At 59.5% G+C, this 16,165-nt stretch carries 13 protein-coding genes; 4 read left to right on the forward strand and 9 right to left on the reverse strand.

Annotation, left to right across the window (positions count from 1 at the left end):
* Positions 1-95: 95 nt before the first annotated feature.
* Together msrA and ABIE13_RS04260 are read right to left on the reverse strand one after the other, a co-directional pair.
* Positions 96-662, reverse strand: coding sequence for a peptide-methionine (S)-S-oxide reductase MsrA (msrA, locus tag ABIE13_RS04255; RefSeq protein WP_354441447.1), 567 nt, complete (start codon positions 660-662; stop codon positions 96-98).
* 205 nt (positions 663-867) lie between these two features.
* Positions 868-1,764: a LysR family transcriptional regulator gene (locus tag ABIE13_RS04260; RefSeq protein WP_436278378.1), complete on the reverse strand. Its 897-nt coding sequence runs from the start codon at positions 1,762-1,764 to the stop codon at positions 868-870.
* Between the two features lie 105 nt (positions 1,765-1,869).
* Between ABIE13_RS04260 and ABIE13_RS04265 the strand changes: the two genes are divergently transcribed.
* Positions 1,870-3,054: an acyl-CoA dehydrogenase gene (locus ABIE13_RS04265; protein ID WP_354441451.1), complete on the forward strand. Its 1,185-nt coding sequence runs from the start codon at positions 1,870-1,872 to the stop codon at positions 3,052-3,054.
* A gap of 513 nt (positions 3,055-3,567) precedes the next feature.
* Here the strand turns inward: ABIE13_RS04265 and ABIE13_RS04270 are convergent.
* Complete coding sequence (locus tag ABIE13_RS04270) at positions 3,568-4,035, reverse strand: EVE domain-containing protein (protein WP_354441453.1); 468 nt, start codon at positions 4,033-4,035, stop codon at positions 3,568-3,570.
* A 35-nt stretch (positions 4,036-4,070) separates the two neighbouring features.
* Here ABIE13_RS04270 and ABIE13_RS04275 point away from each other — a divergent pair, with 35 nt between their 5' ends.
* Positions 4,071-5,102, forward strand: coding sequence for a serine/threonine protein kinase (locus ABIE13_RS04275; RefSeq protein WP_354441455.1), 1,032 nt, complete (start codon positions 4,071-4,073; stop codon positions 5,100-5,102).
* A gap of 27 nt (positions 5,103-5,129) precedes the next feature.
* Here ABIE13_RS04275 and ntrC read toward each other — a convergent pair whose 3' ends face one another.
* The 5 genes from ntrC to ABIE13_RS04300 all read right to left on the reverse strand — a co-directional run bounded on the left by ntrC (position 5,130) and on the right by ABIE13_RS04300 (position 11,279).
* Positions 5,130-6,674: a nitrogen regulation protein NR(I) gene (ntrC, locus tag ABIE13_RS04280; RefSeq protein ID WP_354441457.1), complete on the reverse strand. Its 1,545-nt coding sequence runs from the start codon at positions 6,672-6,674 to the stop codon at positions 5,130-5,132.
* 33 nt (positions 6,675-6,707) lie between these two features.
* Complete coding sequence (gene glnL, locus ABIE13_RS04285; RefSeq protein ID WP_354441459.1) at positions 6,708-7,793, reverse strand: nitrogen regulation protein NR(II); 1,086 nt, start codon at positions 7,791-7,793, stop codon at positions 6,708-6,710.
* Between the two features lie 169 nt (positions 7,794-7,962).
* Positions 7,963-8,487, reverse strand: coding sequence for a hypothetical protein (locus ABIE13_RS04290; RefSeq protein ID WP_354441461.1), 525 nt, complete (start codon positions 8,485-8,487; stop codon positions 7,963-7,965).
* A 299-nt stretch (positions 8,488-8,786) separates the two neighbouring features.
* Complete coding sequence (gene glnA, locus ABIE13_RS04295) at positions 8,787-10,202, reverse strand: type I glutamate--ammonia ligase (RefSeq protein ID WP_354441463.1); 1,416 nt, start codon at positions 10,200-10,202, stop codon at positions 8,787-8,789.
* A 258-nt stretch (positions 10,203-10,460) separates the two neighbouring features.
* Positions 10,461-11,279, reverse strand: a complete 819-nt coding sequence (locus tag ABIE13_RS04300; RefSeq protein WP_354441465.1) for a competence/damage-inducible protein A — start codon at positions 11,277-11,279, stop codon at positions 10,461-10,463.
* Positions 11,280-11,517: 238 nt separating this feature from the next.
* Between ABIE13_RS04300 and ABIE13_RS04305 the strand changes: the two genes are divergently transcribed.
* The gene (locus ABIE13_RS04305; protein ID WP_354441467.1) at positions 11,518-12,651 is read left to right on the forward strand and encodes an efflux RND transporter periplasmic adaptor subunit; all 1,134 of its coding nucleotides are present in this window, start codon (positions 11,518-11,520) and stop codon (positions 12,649-12,651) included.
* 103 nt (positions 12,652-12,754) lie between these two features.
* On the opposite strand, the gene ABIE13_RS04310 is transcribed toward ABIE13_RS04305, so the two are convergent.
* Positions 12,755-12,904 carry a hypothetical protein gene (locus tag ABIE13_RS04310; RefSeq protein ID WP_354441469.1) on the reverse strand — a complete coding sequence of 50 codons (150 nt, stop codon included), beginning with the start codon at positions 12,902-12,904 and terminating at the stop codon, positions 12,755-12,757.
* A gap of 75 nt (positions 12,905-12,979) precedes the next feature.
* Between ABIE13_RS04310 and ABIE13_RS04315 the strand changes: the two genes are divergently transcribed.
* Positions 12,980-16,165 carry an efflux RND transporter permease subunit gene (locus ABIE13_RS04315; RefSeq protein ID WP_354441471.1) on the forward strand — a complete coding sequence of 1,062 codons (3,186 nt, stop codon included), beginning with the start codon at positions 12,980-12,982 and terminating at the stop codon, positions 16,163-16,165.

Raw genomic sequence — 16,165 nt, forward strand, 5'->3', positions numbered from 1 at the left:
GCCTGTCCAAGCCTTGCGCGGCGCTTCCGCCCCTTTCACAAGCCCAGGACAGGTTGAGTCGAGAGAAGCGAAGTCCAATCTGCGATCTCTCGCTCTCAGGTCTTGGCCAGCTCCCGGAACGTCTTGCGGAATTTACCGACCTTGGGCGCCGCCACCGCCATGCAGTAACCCTGCGTGGGATTGTTTTCAAAAAAGTCCTGGTGGTAGTCCTCCGCCGGCCAATAATCAAGTAGAGGAAGCACCTCAGTGACGATGGGGCCGCTGAACAAACCATCACGCGTAGCCTCTGCGATCAGATCCTTGGCAATCTTCTCCTGCTCTGGCGTGGAGAAGTAGATCCCGCTACGGTACTGCGTTCCGACATCGTTGCCCTGGCGGTTGAGTTGCGTGGGGTCATGCACCACGAAGAATATCTCCAGGATTTGCCGAGTGCTGATGACGGCAGGGTCGTATTCCAGTTTGACGACTTCAACCGTACCTGTGCGGCCAGTGCAAACCTGTTCATAGGTCGGCCTGGCTGACTGGCCATTGCTATAGCCTGACTCTACATCCGTCACGCCACGCACTTCCTTGAAAACCGCTTCTGTGCACCAGAAGCAGCCGCCGCCCAGCGTGATGGTCTCCAGCGCCGTTGGTTTGCCCGAATTAGAAACTGCATCCATACATTTGGTCCTTTAGGTCTTGCATCCGGCATGGCATGGCCGGAGTGACGACCTGTCCTGCTGAGACAGGTTACAACCGCATCCTACCGCCGGAAGGAAAACCATGTTGCTCGCCCTACCCCGCAAGCTTGCACTCTCCGACCCAATCAATGCGGTCCGGTGCATGGGGAAGAAAGCGGACCCCCGCCAAAAAGCGATGCAACCGCTATCGGTTGGCTGCTACTTCGCCCACTGCAGATAAAAACAGGCCGAGCGCAGGTTGGTCTCGCCCGGCCTTCCAAAGGCAGTGCGTTTCATAGCGCAACCAGTCCCGGCGTGTGCCCTTGACCGGCAGGAACGCCACACCTGCCATGCCCGCCTGCTGCATGGCGGCCGGCACCAGGGCCACTGCCAGACCTTGCCCCACCAGCGACACCACGCTGAGCCAATGCTGAAGCTCATGCGCAGGCTCCGGGGTAAAGCCTGCTGCACCGCAGAGCATCAAAATGCGTGAGTGGTAGTCAGGGGACACGGCACGAGCCACCAGCGCGAAGGGCTGCCCCGCAAGCGCCTCCAGGGGCACAGTCCGCTGTCGCGCCAGGGTGTGGTTGCCTGGAACGCATGCCACGAAGGGTTGGCTGGACACCAGGATTTGCGACAAGCCTGAAGGAACCTGGGTGGTGTGGGCAAATCCCGCGTCCAGCCGGTCGTGCTGCAGTTCCAGCAATTGCTCGCTGGAGCTGAGTTCTCGCAGCGAAATCTTCAAACGCGGGTGCTCGGCCTGAAAGCGCTGAAGCATCAGCGGCAGGCCCCGGTACAGCATGGTGCCGGCAAACCCAATTCTGAGACTGCCCGCCTCACCAACAGCCACATCACGCGCTTCTACCAGAGCTTGCGCCGCACGATCCAGCACGGCTTGCGCGGCGGGCACGAACGCCTCCCCGGCGGCTGTGAGCTGCACGCCACGGCTGCTGCGAATGAAAAGCGGCGCGCCTACGGCTGCTTCAAGTTGCTGCACCGCAACGGAAAGCGGCGGCTGGCTCAATCCCAGTCGCTGCGCCGCACGGCCGAAATGCAGCTCTTCGGACAAGGCCAGGAAATAGCGAAGGTGGCGCAGTTCCATTGATACGTCAAACCTATTCATGCATCGGTATCCGATATTAGACAGCTATTCATATCAACGGCAAAATAGAGCCATCAACACATTACTCTTTCCGGAGACTCGCGCATGGCTAGCAGCAAAAATACCTTCAACTGGCAAGACCCGTTCAATCTGACGGATCAGTTGACTGACGACGAACGTCAGGTGCAGGAAGCCGCTCATGCCTATTGCCAGGAAAAGCTGCTGCCGCGCGTGCAGTTGGCGTTCCGCAATGAGCAGACCGACGCATCCATCTTCCGTGAAATGGGTGAGCTGGGCCTGCTGGGCGCCACTATTCCAGAAGCGTACGGCGGCGCCGGCCTCAACTATGTCTGCTACGGCCTGGTGGCGCGCGAAGTAGAGCGCGTGGACTCTGGCTACCGAAGCATGATGAGCGTGCAGAGCTCCCTGGTCATGGTGCCTATCAACGAATTTGGTACGGAAGCTCAGAAAAAGAAGTATCTACCCAAGTTGGCTGCCGGTGAATGGATTGGCTGCTTTGGTCTGACTGAGCCCAACCATGGGTCCGATCCTGGCAGCATGATCACCCGCGCCAAGAAAGTGGATGGCGGCTACTCGCTGAGCGGCGCCAAGATGTGGATTACCAACTCCCCCATCGCTGACGTCTTCGTGGTCTGGGCCAAGGACGATGGCGGCCAGATTCGAGGCTTCATTCTTGAAAAAGGCTGGAAAGGCCTGTCTGCGCCAGCCGTGCATGGCAAAGTGGGCTTGCGCGCCAGCATTACCGGCGAAATCGTGATGGATGAGGTTTTCGTCCCTGAAGAAAACGCTTTCCCTGAAGTACGTGGCCTCAAAGGCCCCTTCACCTGCCTGAACAGCGCGCGCTATGGCATTGCATGGGGTGCCCTGGGTGCCGCCGAAGACTGCTACCTGCGTGCACGCCAATACACCATGGACCGCAACCAGTTCGGACGCCCGTTGGCAGCCAACCAGCTCATTCAGAAGAAGTTGGCAGACATGCTGACCGATATCAGCCTGGGCCTGCAAGGGTGCTTGCGTTTGGGTCGCATGAAGGACGAAGGCACGGCCTCCGTCGAGCTGACTTCTATCCTGAAGCGCAACAGCTGCGGCAAAGCGCTGGATATTGCGCGCATGGCGCGCGACATGATGGGCGGCAACGGCATCAGTGATGAATACGGCGTGGCTCGCCACTTGGTGAACCTGGAAGTGGTGAACACCTATGAGGGTACGCACGATGTGCATGCGCTGATTTTGGGCCGCGCGATTACGGGGATTGCTGCGTTTAGTTAATGGGCGAGTAGGATCCTCGCGCCAGCGACTATCTATTCGAGGGCCGAGCAAAGCAATGGCCCGAATCAGGTTCCCCACCCCTCTGGACGTGCTGAGCAGCGCAGGGCGAGGGGCGGGCAAGAGCACTGCAAGATGCTCTTGCTTCGTGAACTAGCTTGTCGCAGTTGTTTGACCGAAGTGAGCGAAGTGAACGCAGGGAGTTTCTGCGACACCGCCCCTCGCACGAGCAGCGCAGGTTGCCCGAAGCGCAGCGAAGGGACACGGCAAGTGGGGCCGCCTTTTCTTGCGCCAGGTTCTTTTGGCGGAGCAAAAGAAGGTGGCTGCGCTGCCGGGCGCACTCCCCGGCCTTCGACCTCAAGAGAACAGCCGGAGGTAATTAGCAACCGGACCGCTTGATCTACGGCCGTATGCCCTCACCGGTTGGCCGGCCCCGCTCCACTCTCTCCCAAAAGTGAGAGGGAGTAGAACCCGGCGTTTGCGATCTTGCAGAAAAAGCGATCGACCTAGCCAGCGCTAAGCGAGTTGCGCCACAACCGCATCCCACTCCCCTTTCGTCACCGGAGTGATAGACAAGCGATTCCCACGCTGCAAAACCCGCATCTCTTCCAGTGCAGGCATCTCCCTCATTTCAGCCAAACCCAGAACCCGCGTCTTACGCAGCGCCTGTACATCCAGCAGGAGCCACCGCGGCGCCTCCTTCTTGGAAGCCTTATCAAAATAAGCAGACTTCGGATCAAACTGCGTAGGGTCGGTACGCGTGGCAGATGCCACTCGAGCAATGCCTGCAATGCCGGGCTCCGGGCAGCTGGAGTGGTAGAACAGCACACCGTCTCCTACACGCATGGCATCACGCATGAAATTACGCGCCTGGTAGTTGCGCACGCCAGTCCAGGGCACCGTTTGCTCCGGTGCAGCGAGCGCATCGTCGATGGAGCAATCATCGGGCTCGGACTTCATCAGCCAATATTGGGGTGTGGTCATAAAGCCAATTTTGCCTCTGCGTCGACAATAGGGGAATGCCCCACGCAACCCATCCCTTCGCCACGCTCACGCCTGACTTCGTACTCGACGCCCTCGCCTCTTTAGGATTGGTTGGAGATGGCCGCCTGATGACGCTCAATTCCTATGAAAACCGCGTCTATCTCGCACACCTGGAGTCCGGGACGCCATATGCCGATGAGCACCGGGCCGTGGTGCTCAAGTTCTACCGGCCCGGCCGCTGGAGTGTGGCCCAGATCCAGGAAGAGCACGGGTTCACACTGGAATTGATCGAAGCCGAAGTGCCCGTAGTGGGCCCCCTCACCGTGGAAGGTCGCACTCTTCACGAATATGATGGCTTCCATTTCAGCGTCAGTCCCCGGCGGGGCGGGCGATCACCCGAGCTGAGTGACGGTGAAACACTGGAGTGGATTGGCCGCTTTCTGGCGCGGCTCCACCAGGTAGGCTCCCGCGCCCCTTTTGCACACCGCCCGGCGGTGGATTTGGCAAGTTACGGCACGCAGCCTCGCGAATGGCTGCTGGCCAACAACCACCTGCCGCTGGAAGTAGAGCGCGAGTGGGCGAATGTCAGCCAGCAAGCGCTCGATGCGGTGGCGCGTTTTGATGGGCTGACTGGCGCCAAAAAAGGCCAGTTGAGATCTCTGCGGCTGCACGCCGATTGCCATGCGGGGAACATTCTCTGGACCCCTGCAGAGGAGCCAGGTGGCGGCCCGCACTTCGTCGATATGGATGACTGCCGCAGTGGCCCTGCCGTTCAAGACCTATGGATGCTGCTGAGCGGCGAGCGAGCCGAACGCCAGCAACAACTCGGCGCCCTGATCGACGGGTACGAACAAATGCGGGAGTTCGACCGCCGCGAACTGGCGCTGATCGAGCCCCTGCGTACCTTGCGGATGATTCATTACAGCGCCTGGGTAGCGCGGCGCTGGGAAGACCCCGCCTTCCCTGTCGCTTTCAGTGGCTTTGGCACGCCGGACTACTGGCGCGGACAGATTCACACCCTGACCGAACAGATCGAGGCCATGGAAGAGCCGCCTCTGGTGGCTTGATCCCGTCAAGCCACCAGCCACCAAGCATCAACCCAGACCGAGATCCTGAATTTTCCGCGTAATGGTGTTGCGGCCAATGCCGAGCTTTTGCGCCGCCTCTATGCGGCGGCCACGTGTATCCGCCAAAGCTGCCTTGATCAGCGAGATCTCCGCGCGGCCAATCAATTTGTCCCACACGTTTTCCTGACCTGACGCCAGCAGCGCAGAGGCTTCGCTTTGAAGGCCGCGCTCCCACTCCGTGGGAAGGCCGGTGGGCTCCAGTGCCAGCACAGGAACCAGTGAGTCCGTCGGTGCAATGACTTCTGCACGAGCGAAAGAATCAAAGCCTTCAGCCTCGTGTTTGGAAATGGGTGAAGCCGCAGCGACCCCCACCTGGGCAGGGGCTACCCCTGAGGTCGCCTCAAGCACCTCAGGCGGCAAATCTTTCGCTTCTATAACCTGCGCGGGAGCCATCACGGTCAGCCAATGGCAAATGTTCTCCAGCTGCCGCACGTTACCGGGGAAGCTGAATTCCGTGAGGCGTGCCAGCGCGGCCTCGGATATGCGTTTGGGCTCCACACCCAACTGCCGCGCCCCCACCACCAGAAAATGCCGGGTGAGCGCGGGAATATCTTCCCTGCGCTCTCTCAGAGCAGGCAGGCGCAAGCGGATCACGTTCAGGCGGTGGAAAAGATCTTCCCGAAATCCGCCTTCATGCACTCGCCGCTCCAGATCCTGGTGAGTGGCAGCCACCACGCGCACGTTGGATTTGACCGCGCTATGGCCGCCCACGCGATAGAAATGTCCATCTGACAGCACACGCAACAGCCGCGTTTGCAGGTCGAAGGGCATGTCACCAATTTCGTCCAGAAACAAGGTGCCACCGTCAGCTTGCTCAAAGCGGCCTCGCCGTGAGGTCTGTGCTCCGGTAAAGGCTCCGCGCTCGTGGCCGAACAACTCGCTCTCGAGCAGGTCCTTGGGAATGGCAGCGGTGTTGATCGCTACAAATGGCCCATTGGCACGAGGCGAGTGTTTGTGCAGCGCCCGCGCCACCAGTTCTTTGCCGCTACCAGATTCACCTGTGATGAGCACGGTGACATTGCTTTGCGACAGACGGCCAATGGCGCGAAACACGTCCTGCATTGCCGGGGCCTGGCCCAGCATTTCAGGTGCCTGAGCATGCTGGAGCTCGGCCACCTCTTCCCTTACGCTTTCTTCCACGGCACGGCGGATCAGTTCCACCGCCTTGGGCACATCGAAAGGCTTGGGCAGGTATTCAAAGGCTCTGCCCTGAAAGGCAGACACCGCGCTGTCCAGATCCGAAAACGCAGTCATGATGATGACGGGCAAGCCAGGCTGGCGTTCCTTCACCTTCTCCAGCAGTTCCAGGCCGGAGCCGCCAGGCATGCGGATATCGCTGACCAACACCTGCGGGCCCTCGGAGCCATCGCCTGTGCCTGAACTGCTGTCCATGGCGGCCAGCACATCACGCGCGTTGGTGAAAGATCTCGTTGGCAAGTCCTCGCGCGCAAGCGCTTTTTCCAGCACGAAGCGGATAGAGGGGTCATCATCAACGATCCAGATCGGCTTCATACATCGGTTCCTCAAATTCATGCACTCGGTCTACTACAACGGAATCAATATCTTGAAATCCGTGCGGCCCGGAACGCTTTCCAATTCGATCAACCCATGGTGCTGCTGCACGAAAGTCTGTGCAAGTGTCAGCCCCAGACCACTGCCTCCGTCGCGTCCGGTCACCAGAGGAAGGAACACACGGTCTTTGATCGAATCGGGTACACCCGGTCCGTTGTCTATGACATGCAATTCCAGTGCCAACCGATAGCGTTGCTTGCCCACCGTGACCTGACGAGCCACCCGCGTGCGCAAAATGATCTGGGCATCACCGCTGCTGGCCGTACGCTCAGAGAGCACCTGAGCAGCATTGTGGGCGATGTTGAGCAGCGCCTGAATCAATTGCTCCCTGTCCCCCCGAAGGTTGGGGATGGAGGTGTCGTAGTCGCGCACAACCTTCAAGCCAACCGGAAATTCGGCCACGATGAGTGAACGTACACGCTCGCAGACCTCGTGGATATTGACGTCTCCCACCACCTGCGGGTGGCGGTGCGGGGCCAGCAATCTGTCGACCAGCGTCTGGAGCCTGTCCGCTTCATGGATGATGACCTGGGTGTACTCATTCAATTCAGGGGCAGCCATCTCCATTTCCAGCAGCTGGGCCGCGCCCCGAATGCCTCCCAATGGGTTCTTGATCTCATGCGCCAGGTTGCGGAAAAGCTCCTTGTTCGCGCGCACCTGGTCAGCCTGTCGCTCTTCCCGCTCTTGCCTGGCCTGAAGCTCCTGAGGCAGCATCTGAGCAATCAGCTCACCTGTGCGCTCCGTCTGCGCGACGATCATGTGGACAGGGAGCATGTCCGTACTGGCTTTGCCGTGGCGTTTGAGTTGCGCGTCGTAGCGCAAGGCGGCGAAAGCGTTTTCCCGCGAACCTTCCAGCGCGTGCTGCAATGCAGCCGGCTCTGCAAAATAGTCCTGAAAGTACGAGCCTTCAATACTTCGCCAAGACAGGCCTATTGCATCTTCAAGGGCCGCATTGGCAAATATCACCTGCCCATCGTCTGCCAATACCGCCACGAGAATTGCGAGTTGGTCAAACGCCTGAAAGCGCGCAGGATGAGGTCTGTGAGAGGGAAGCGTCATGGTCTTGCTGGATCTGGATTAGGCGCACACAGGTTGCCGAGAGCCCGGTAAGCGGCCTGCCTTTTAGCTAACGTTTGGCAAGAAAGAGCGCCAATACCTGTCGAGCCCCCCTTCCTGGACAGTGAATACTTTCCAAGAAGGTCTGAGTCAATCACACTCTGTGCGTGCTCTACTTGAGTCGGCCGAGCTCACGCTTGAGGCCGTCGATGTCGCTTTGGTTTCTATCGATCGAGGCTTTCATCTCTGCCACGCGATCCAGATACTTCTGGTAGTTACGAGCCTCGCCCCCGATTTTGTCGGGCTCGCCGTTGTTGTACTCTTTGATCAACTCCGCCTGGCGCGCTTCCGTGTTGCGCAGCTCCTGAGCCAAAATGGCTTTGGCATCAGCGTCTCGGGCCCTCTGTTCGGGCGAATCGCCCCGCGGTGCTGACGGTGGCGCACTGACCACACGTGGCGTGCCGCCCGAAGCTGCTGGCGCCGTCGAAGTCCGTGGTGGGGGCGCTGCCGCAGGCGCCGTGCCTTGAACAATGGTGACATTGCCGCCCTCGACCACCTTGCAGTCCTTACGGTTGCCGATGCGGTTGGTGTATTCATTTCCGCATCTGTAGATGCGTTCTTGCGCCGCGGCGGGCACCGACACCAGCCAGCTGGAGGTAAAAACCACGGAAGACGCCAGAAGCCAAGCAATTTTCATTTCAGGTTTCCTGAGCATTCTGCATTCCAGCCTGGCAAAACGGCCGGCCAGCCAGAAAGCAGCGGCCAGAGACCGGGCGTTCAATAACAACAGAAAGCAGTGCACGAGGGGCAGTGAGTGACACGCAAAGTACCGAACAGAGCAGAAATATGGGAGGGAAATTCTCAACCGAAGCTTCGAATTCACCAGGATGCATACACAAGTATCTACCAATAGAGTCGGTTGACAAAGCGATGTTCCCGTTCCGAAAAAAAAGGTGGCCTGAGCCACCTTTTTTTACATGAGCTGTGACGAGTCGATTACAGCGAATAATACATGTCGTATTCAACTGGGTTCACATTGGTACGAACACGGGTGACTTCCGTCATTTTCAGTTCGATGTAGGCGTCCAGCATGGCGTCAGTGAATACGCCACCTTTGGTCAGGAAGGCGCGGTCCTTGTCCAGCTCTTCCAGAGCCTGATCCAGGCTGTGGCAGACGGTTGGAACCAGCTTGTCTTCCTCTGGAGGCAGATGGTAGAGATCCTTGGTGGCGGCTTCGCCTGGGTGGATCTTGTTCTCGATGCCGTCCAGACCAGCCATCAGCAGTGCGGAGAAGCACAGGTAAGGGTTGGCCATTGGATCGGGGAAGCGAGCCTCAATACGGCGGGCCTTGTCGCTCATCACGTGTGGAATGCGGATGGAAGCAGAGCGGTTGCGGCTGGAGTAGGCCAGTTTGACCGGAGCTTCGAAGTGAGGCACCAGGCGCTTGTAGCTGTTGGTCGAAGGGTTGGTGATGGCGTTCAGTGCACGGGCGTGCTTGATGATGCCGCCAATGTAGTGAAGCGCAGTGTCGGACAAGCCGGCGTAGCCCTTACCTGCGAACAGGTTTTTGCCGCCTTTCCAGATCGACTGGTGAACGTGCATGCCGCTGCCGTTGTCGCCGTGATAAGGCTTGGGCATGAATGTGGCGGTTTTGCCGTATGAATCGGCAACGTTCCAGACGACGTACTTCAGAACTTGCGTCCAGTCAGCGCGTTGCACCAGGGTAGAGAACTTGGTGCCCAGCTCCATCTGGCCTGCGCCAGCCACTTCGTGGTGGAACACCTCAACAGGGATGCCCAGGGATTCCAGCACCAGAGACATTTCAGCGCGCATGTCGTGCGTGCTGTCCACTGGTGGCACAGGGAAGTAGCCGCCCTTGGTGGTGGGACGGTGGCCGCGGTTGCCGCCTTCGAGTTCGCTGCCTGAGTTCCAGGGTGCTTCGTACTCATCGATCTTGTAGAAGCTATGGCCGGATTCTGTGCTCCAACGCACGCCGTCAAAAACGAAGAACTCAGGCTCAGGACCGAAGTAGGCTGTGTCGCCCACGCCGGAAGCCTTCAGGTAGGCTTCTGCGCGCTTGGCAATGGAGCGAGGATCGCGGTCATAGGCCTTGCCGTCACCTGGCTCCAGAACATCACAGGTCAGGAACAGGGTCGGTTCTTCAAAGAACGGGTCGATATTGGCGGTATTGGGATCGGGCATGAGCAGCATGTCCGAAGCCTCAATGCCTTTCCAGCCGGCGATGGAGGAGCCGTCGAAAGCATGGCCATCGCTGAATTTGTCTTCGTCGAAATGTGAAACCGGCACCGTGACGTGCTGTTCCTTGCCACGTGTATCTGTAAAACGGAAGTCCACGAACTTGACTTCGTTTTCCTTCACCAATTTCATGACGTCTGCGACGGTCTTGGCCATCAGGCTCTCCTAGTTGGGCTAGTGGTTGTAAAAAAGCTGAGCACAGGGAACGCAGGTTCCATGCCAGTGCACCGAATAAACCGACGATGCACTAGATAAAGGCAGCATTGTGCCTTTGCAAAGGGGAAGGTTGACCTGTTTCCCCTGCAAATTTGAAATAAAGGGCAGGAATGCTCACGACTCAAAATGGGGCATCAATGCCGCATCAAAGCACCATTTTGGTGCAAACCTGGAAATGCACGTTTTTGGTGCAGGCCTTTATCTCACAATCTCCGGGCCGTACCGCAGGCCAAAGGGCACCAGCCACTCCCTGAGATCCGCATAGGCCGAAGCAACCGCATCGACAGGGCCTTTCACACCCAGATCAATGTGCTGGCCAAACTGAGGGTGATCGACACTGGGCAAACTGAACACCTTCACTTTCGGATGTGATGCCTCTACGCGCTCCATGATCGGCGTGAGGCTGGCTTCCATGGCGCCGAAGATGATGACGGATTTTTCCTGCCAGCCGCCCTGGTGAAACCAATCTGAATAGTATGTATCCAGGGCCCAGGCCATCATGGGCCAGGCCATCACGGGAAAACCTGGCGTGAAATGAATGGTGCCGCCGCCGGGACCGTCGCAGCTGAAGCCGGGAATCTTGTTGTAGGGATTCGGAATGATGCGGGCGCCTTCCGGGAACACGCCCATATTGAGCCGGTGAATGTTGTCGTCTCGATCAGGCTCGTAGGGCAGGCCTTTTTCAAGCGCCGTATCTCGCATGCGCTCCTGAATCAGGGCCTTGGCCTCCGGGTGCAATTGCAGCGGCACCTCTAGCGCGGCGGCAGCACATTGGCGCGTGTGGTCATCCGGCGTAGCGCCAATACCGCCGGTACTGAACACGATGTCACTAGATGAGAACGCTCGCTTCAAAGCCGAAGTGATGCGCTCACGCTGATCGCCCACATATTCGGCCCATTCCAAATGCAACCCCCTCTCGCCGAGAACTTCAATCAGCTTGGGAAGGTGCTTGTCTATGCGTTTGCCGGAAAGGATTTCGTCACCGATGACGATAAGGCCAATGTTGCGTGGAGTCATAGGATGCATTATCGAAGTATGGCGTGACCAGGGACTGTGTCCCTTGGAGGGATTCATAATCGCGGCTATTGTGGCGTTTGCGCCTTTCGGACCACCCGACCTTGTACACCACTCAGATTTCAATCACTACCGCTCCCGCCCAGCTCACCCATCGCCTGCAATACCTGTTGTGGATTTTCGGCGCTGGTTGTGGACTGGACTGCAAGGCGATCCTTGCAGCTCACGGTAGGCGGGCGGCATGAGCCGTCGCGCGCGCTGGATGTGGGTGGCGGCCTTGATGGCACTCCTTTTGATGGCCGCACTGGGCTGGCGCGGGTGGGCCGCAAGGCAGGCAGCCAAACAGCAAGCGCAAGCTGCGGTGGTCAAAGAGCCTGTGATTGAACTAGCAGCTGTCGATATAGCCAAGGCACGCAGTCTGGAGATCAACACAGGCGTACCCGTTTCCGGCAGCCTCAAGGCAGTCAGCAGTGCGTTGGTCAAAGCCCGCGTTCCGGGTGAACTGCAGGGACTGACCGTACGGGAGGGCGACACCGTCACGGCCGGTCAGGTCATTGCACGGGTGGAGCCTGGCGAATACAACCAAAGAGTGCTCCAGGCCGAGCAGCAGGCTGATGCGGCGCGAGCTCAGGTGGACATTGCTCAGCGCCAATATGACAACAATGCTGCCCTGGTGAACCAGGGTTTTATCTCCCGGACGGCTTTGGACACTTCGCAGGCCAACTTGAACGCAGCCAAGGCCAGCCATCGCGCCACCCAGGCAGCCGCCGAGATAGCTCGCAAATCTGTGGCCGACACCATACTGCGTGCGCCCATCAGCGGGCAGATATCTCAACGCCTGGCGCAGCCGGGTGAACGGGTTGCCCCCGAGGCACGCATCGTGGAGATCGTCGATGTAAGCCGGCTTGAACTGGAAGCCGCCTTGAGTCCCGCCGACTCTGTCGCTGTGCGCGTGGGGCAGGGCGCAAGCCTGACGGTAGAAGGAGTACCTCAGCCGGTCAAGGCCACCGTGGCGCGCATCAACCCTTCGACACAAGCCGGTAGCCGCAGCGTGCTGGTCTATTTGCAAGTGCAGCCCATGCCCGGCTTGCGCCAGGGCCTCTTCGCACAAGGCCAGTTGGCCACTGAAAAGCAAACCGTTCTGGCAGTTCCGCTTTCGGCTGTGCGCACAGACAAACCGCTGCCTTACGTGCAAGCGGTTGAGAATGGCCGCATAGCGCACCGCGCGGTGGAAACCGGTGCGCGCGGGGCGGTGGATGGTGAAACGGTGGTCGCAGTCCAAGGTGTGGCCGAAGGTGCTTGGGTACTGCGCGGCGCAGCGGGGTCGCTGCGCGAAGGCACGGCTGTGCGCTTGCCGACAGGCGTGCAGCCATGACCATGATCCAAGGTTTCAGACGCCGTTTTCCCTCACCCCTGCCCTCTCCCGCAAGCGGGAGAGGGGGAGAGACAGGCGACGTTCTTTCGCCACCCATCGGCGGCTATTCCCTCTCCCTCTCTGGCTCCCTCTCAAGCTCCCTTCCAGACTCCCTCTCAAGCTCCCTTCCAGGCTCCCTCTCAAGCTCCCTTCCAGGCTCCCTCTCAAGCTCCCTCTCCCGCTTGCGGGAGAGGGCGGGGGTGAGGGTCGGCACGGCATCCAACGGGCAAGCCGTTTGCTCTCGGAAAAGAACCGAGTTTGGCCACGCTCGCCAAGCCTGAGTTAAATCATGTGGTTCACCAAAGTCAGCCTCAAGAACCCGGTGTTCGCCACCATGGTCATGCTGGCGTTCGTAGTGCTGGGCCTGTTTTCCTTGCAGCGCCTGCAAGTCGATCAGTTTCCAAACATAGATTTTCCGGTGGTCGTCATAACGACCGAGTACCCAGGCGCTTCACCTGCCATCATTGAAAGCGAAGTCACCAAGAAAATCGAAGAAAGCGTCAACTCCATCGCCGGCATCAACGCCCTCACCTCACGCAGCTACGAAGGGCTGTCGGTGGTGATCATGGAGTTTCAGCTGCATATGGAGGGGCGAAAGGCCGCTGACGATGTGCGAGAGAAGATCGGCCAGGTCCGGCCGCTGCTTCGCGATGATGTCAAAGAGCCTCGTGTGCTTCGATTCGACCCCGCAGCCCGGGCGGTCTGGTCGCTTGCCGTACTCCCCGAGGCCGTGCAGGGCCAGCGTGCACCCTCGCCTGTCGAGCTGACCAATTGGGCCGACCAGGTACTGAAAAAGCGCCTGGAGAACGTGCGCGGCGTCGGTGCGGTGAGCATCGTCGGCGGCTCCAAGCGAGAGATCAACATCTACTTGAATCCGCGGGCGATGGAGTCCTTGGGCGTCACTGCCGACCAAGTCAGCGCTGCGGTGCGCGGCGAGAATCAGGATCTGCCGCTGGGTGCACTGAGATCGTCCGCCCAGGAAATCACGGTGCAACTGGACGGGCGCATGGAGCGGCCAGAAGACTTTGGCCGCATCATCGTGGCACGCCGCGGCGGCGCAGCGGGGCAAACCGGCGGTGGCTCCCCGGTTTTTCTTCATCAAGTGGCCACCGTACACGACGGGGCACAGGAGCGCGAGACCCTGGCGCTCTATAACGGCCAGCCCACCTTGCTGATGTCCGTGCAGAAAGCCCAGGACGAAAACACCATTCGAGTGGTCGATGGCCTCTACCAGGCCGTAGCGGCCATGAAGGCAGAAGTACCACCTGGCGTTCGGCTGGAACCCATCAGTGACACATCTCGCCCTATCAGGGTGGCGGTGGAAAACGTGCGCCAGACCCTGATTGAAGGCGCTGTACTCACCGTACTGATCGTCTTTCTGTTCCTCAATTCCTGGCGCTCCACGGTGATCACAGGGTTGACGCTGCCAATCTCCATCATCGGCACCTTCTTCTTCATGCAGGTGTTCGGGTTCACCTTGAACATGATCACGCTCATGGCGCTCAGCCTCTGTGTGGGGCTGCTCATAGACGATGCCATTGTGGTGCGCGAGAACATCGTGCGGCACGTACAGATGGGCAAGAACTCTTACGCGGCGGCCATGGAAGGCACGCAGGAAATCGGTCTGGCGGTGCTGGCCACCACGTTATCGATCGTGGCGGTCTTCCTGCCCATCGGTTTCATGGGAGGGATCATCGGCAAGTTCTTCCACGAATTCGGCCTGACGATTGTGGCGGCCGTGCTGATTTCCATGTTCGTGAGCTTCACGCTCGACCCTATGCTCTCCAGCGTCTGGGAGGACCCCAGCATTCATGGCCACGGACAGCCCAAAGGGCGGCCGGTGACCTTCTACGACAAGACCATCGGCCGTGTGACGGGCTGGTTCGACAGAGCAACCGAGCACATGGTGGAGCTCTACCAACATATCTTGCGATGGTCGCTAAGCCACAAGCTGACGACCCTGCTGCTAGGTGCCGGAATCTTTGCGGGCAGCGTGGTACTGGTGCCCATGCTGGGAACTGAATTCGTGCCCAAAGCCGATTTTTCCGAAACCACAGTCGCGTTCCATACACCCCAGGGGTCTTCGCTGGAGGCGACCGAAGTCAAAACCAGGCAAGTGGTCGAGATCATCCAGAGCTTTCCAGAGGTGCGCTACACACTCGCCACCCTGAACACGGGCGCAGCCCAGGGAAAGACCAATGCCAGCGTGTATGTTCGTCTGACTAATCGCGATCAGCGCGAGCGCAGTGCCGAGCAGATTGCAGCCGCCCTGCGTGAACGCCTGCGCCAGATACCCGGCATCACGGTGACGCAAGCGGGCTTGCTGGAACCAGTTGGCGGACAAAAACAGATCGAGTTCTCGCTCCAAGGTCCAGACCAGGCCGAACTGGAGCGACTGGCCGGCCCTGTGCTGGCCAAGCTGCGTGGCATTCCTGGCCTGGTGGACCTGGACTCCAGCGTCAAACCGAACCGGCCCACGGTGGACGTACAACTCCGGCGCGAAGCCGCTTCCGAACTGGGTGTCAGCGTGGCGCAACTGTCCGGCCCGCTTCGCACGCTGGTGGCAGGGCAGACCGTCGGCAACTGGCGGGCTCCGGATGACCAGACCTACGACGTCAACGTGCGCTTGGCCCCTGAAGCCCGAACCACCCCGCAGGACCTGGAGCGCATGCCGCTGACCATTGGCATGAACGCCGATGGGACTGCCCGCGTCGTAAGACTCAATCAGGTGGCTGACCTGCGCGAGGGCACCAGCACGAACCAGATCAACCGGCGCGACATGATGCGGGAAGTGCAGATCACCGCCAACGTGTATGGCCGGTCGGCCGGTGAAGTATCTGGAGATATCCGCACGGTGCTGGATGCCACGGCGTTCACTCCCGGCTACCGATATCAGTTCGGCGGCTCCACCAAGAACATGCAGGAATCGTTCAGCTACGCGGTCCAGGCCCTCGCGATGGCAATCATCTTCATCTACATGATCCTGGCCAGCCAGTTCAAAAGCTTCATTCAGCCAGTAGCGCTGATGACCGCGCTGCCCATGACATTGATTGGCGTCGTGCTCGCGTTGATGCTGTTCGGCTCCACGATGTCCATGTTCTCCATCATCGGCATCGTCATGCTGATGGGCCTGGTGACCAAGAACGCTATCTTGCTGGTGGATTTTGCTATCCGTGCCCGTGCTGGCGAAGTTGGTGAAGCCAGCGATCTCGTTGAGCCGCTGCCACGCAATGAAGCGCTGCTCATGGCTGCCCGAGTCCGCCTGCGCCCTATCCTGATGACCACCCTGGCGATGGTGTTCGGCATGCTGCCACTCGCCTTTGCTGCCAGTGAAGGTGCTGAGCAGCGAGCACCCATGGGACAGGCGGTGATCGGCGGGGTCATTACCTCTTCGCTCCTGACACTGGTGGTTGTGCCTGTGATGTACTGCTATCTGGATGATCTCGTTGAGTGGGCAAGACGCAAATTCAGATAG

It is taken from the genome of Ottowia thiooxydans (assembly GCF_040548795.1).
Taxonomy (GTDB): domain Bacteria; phylum Pseudomonadota; class Gammaproteobacteria; order Burkholderiales; family Burkholderiaceae_C; genus Ottowia; species Ottowia thiooxydans_A.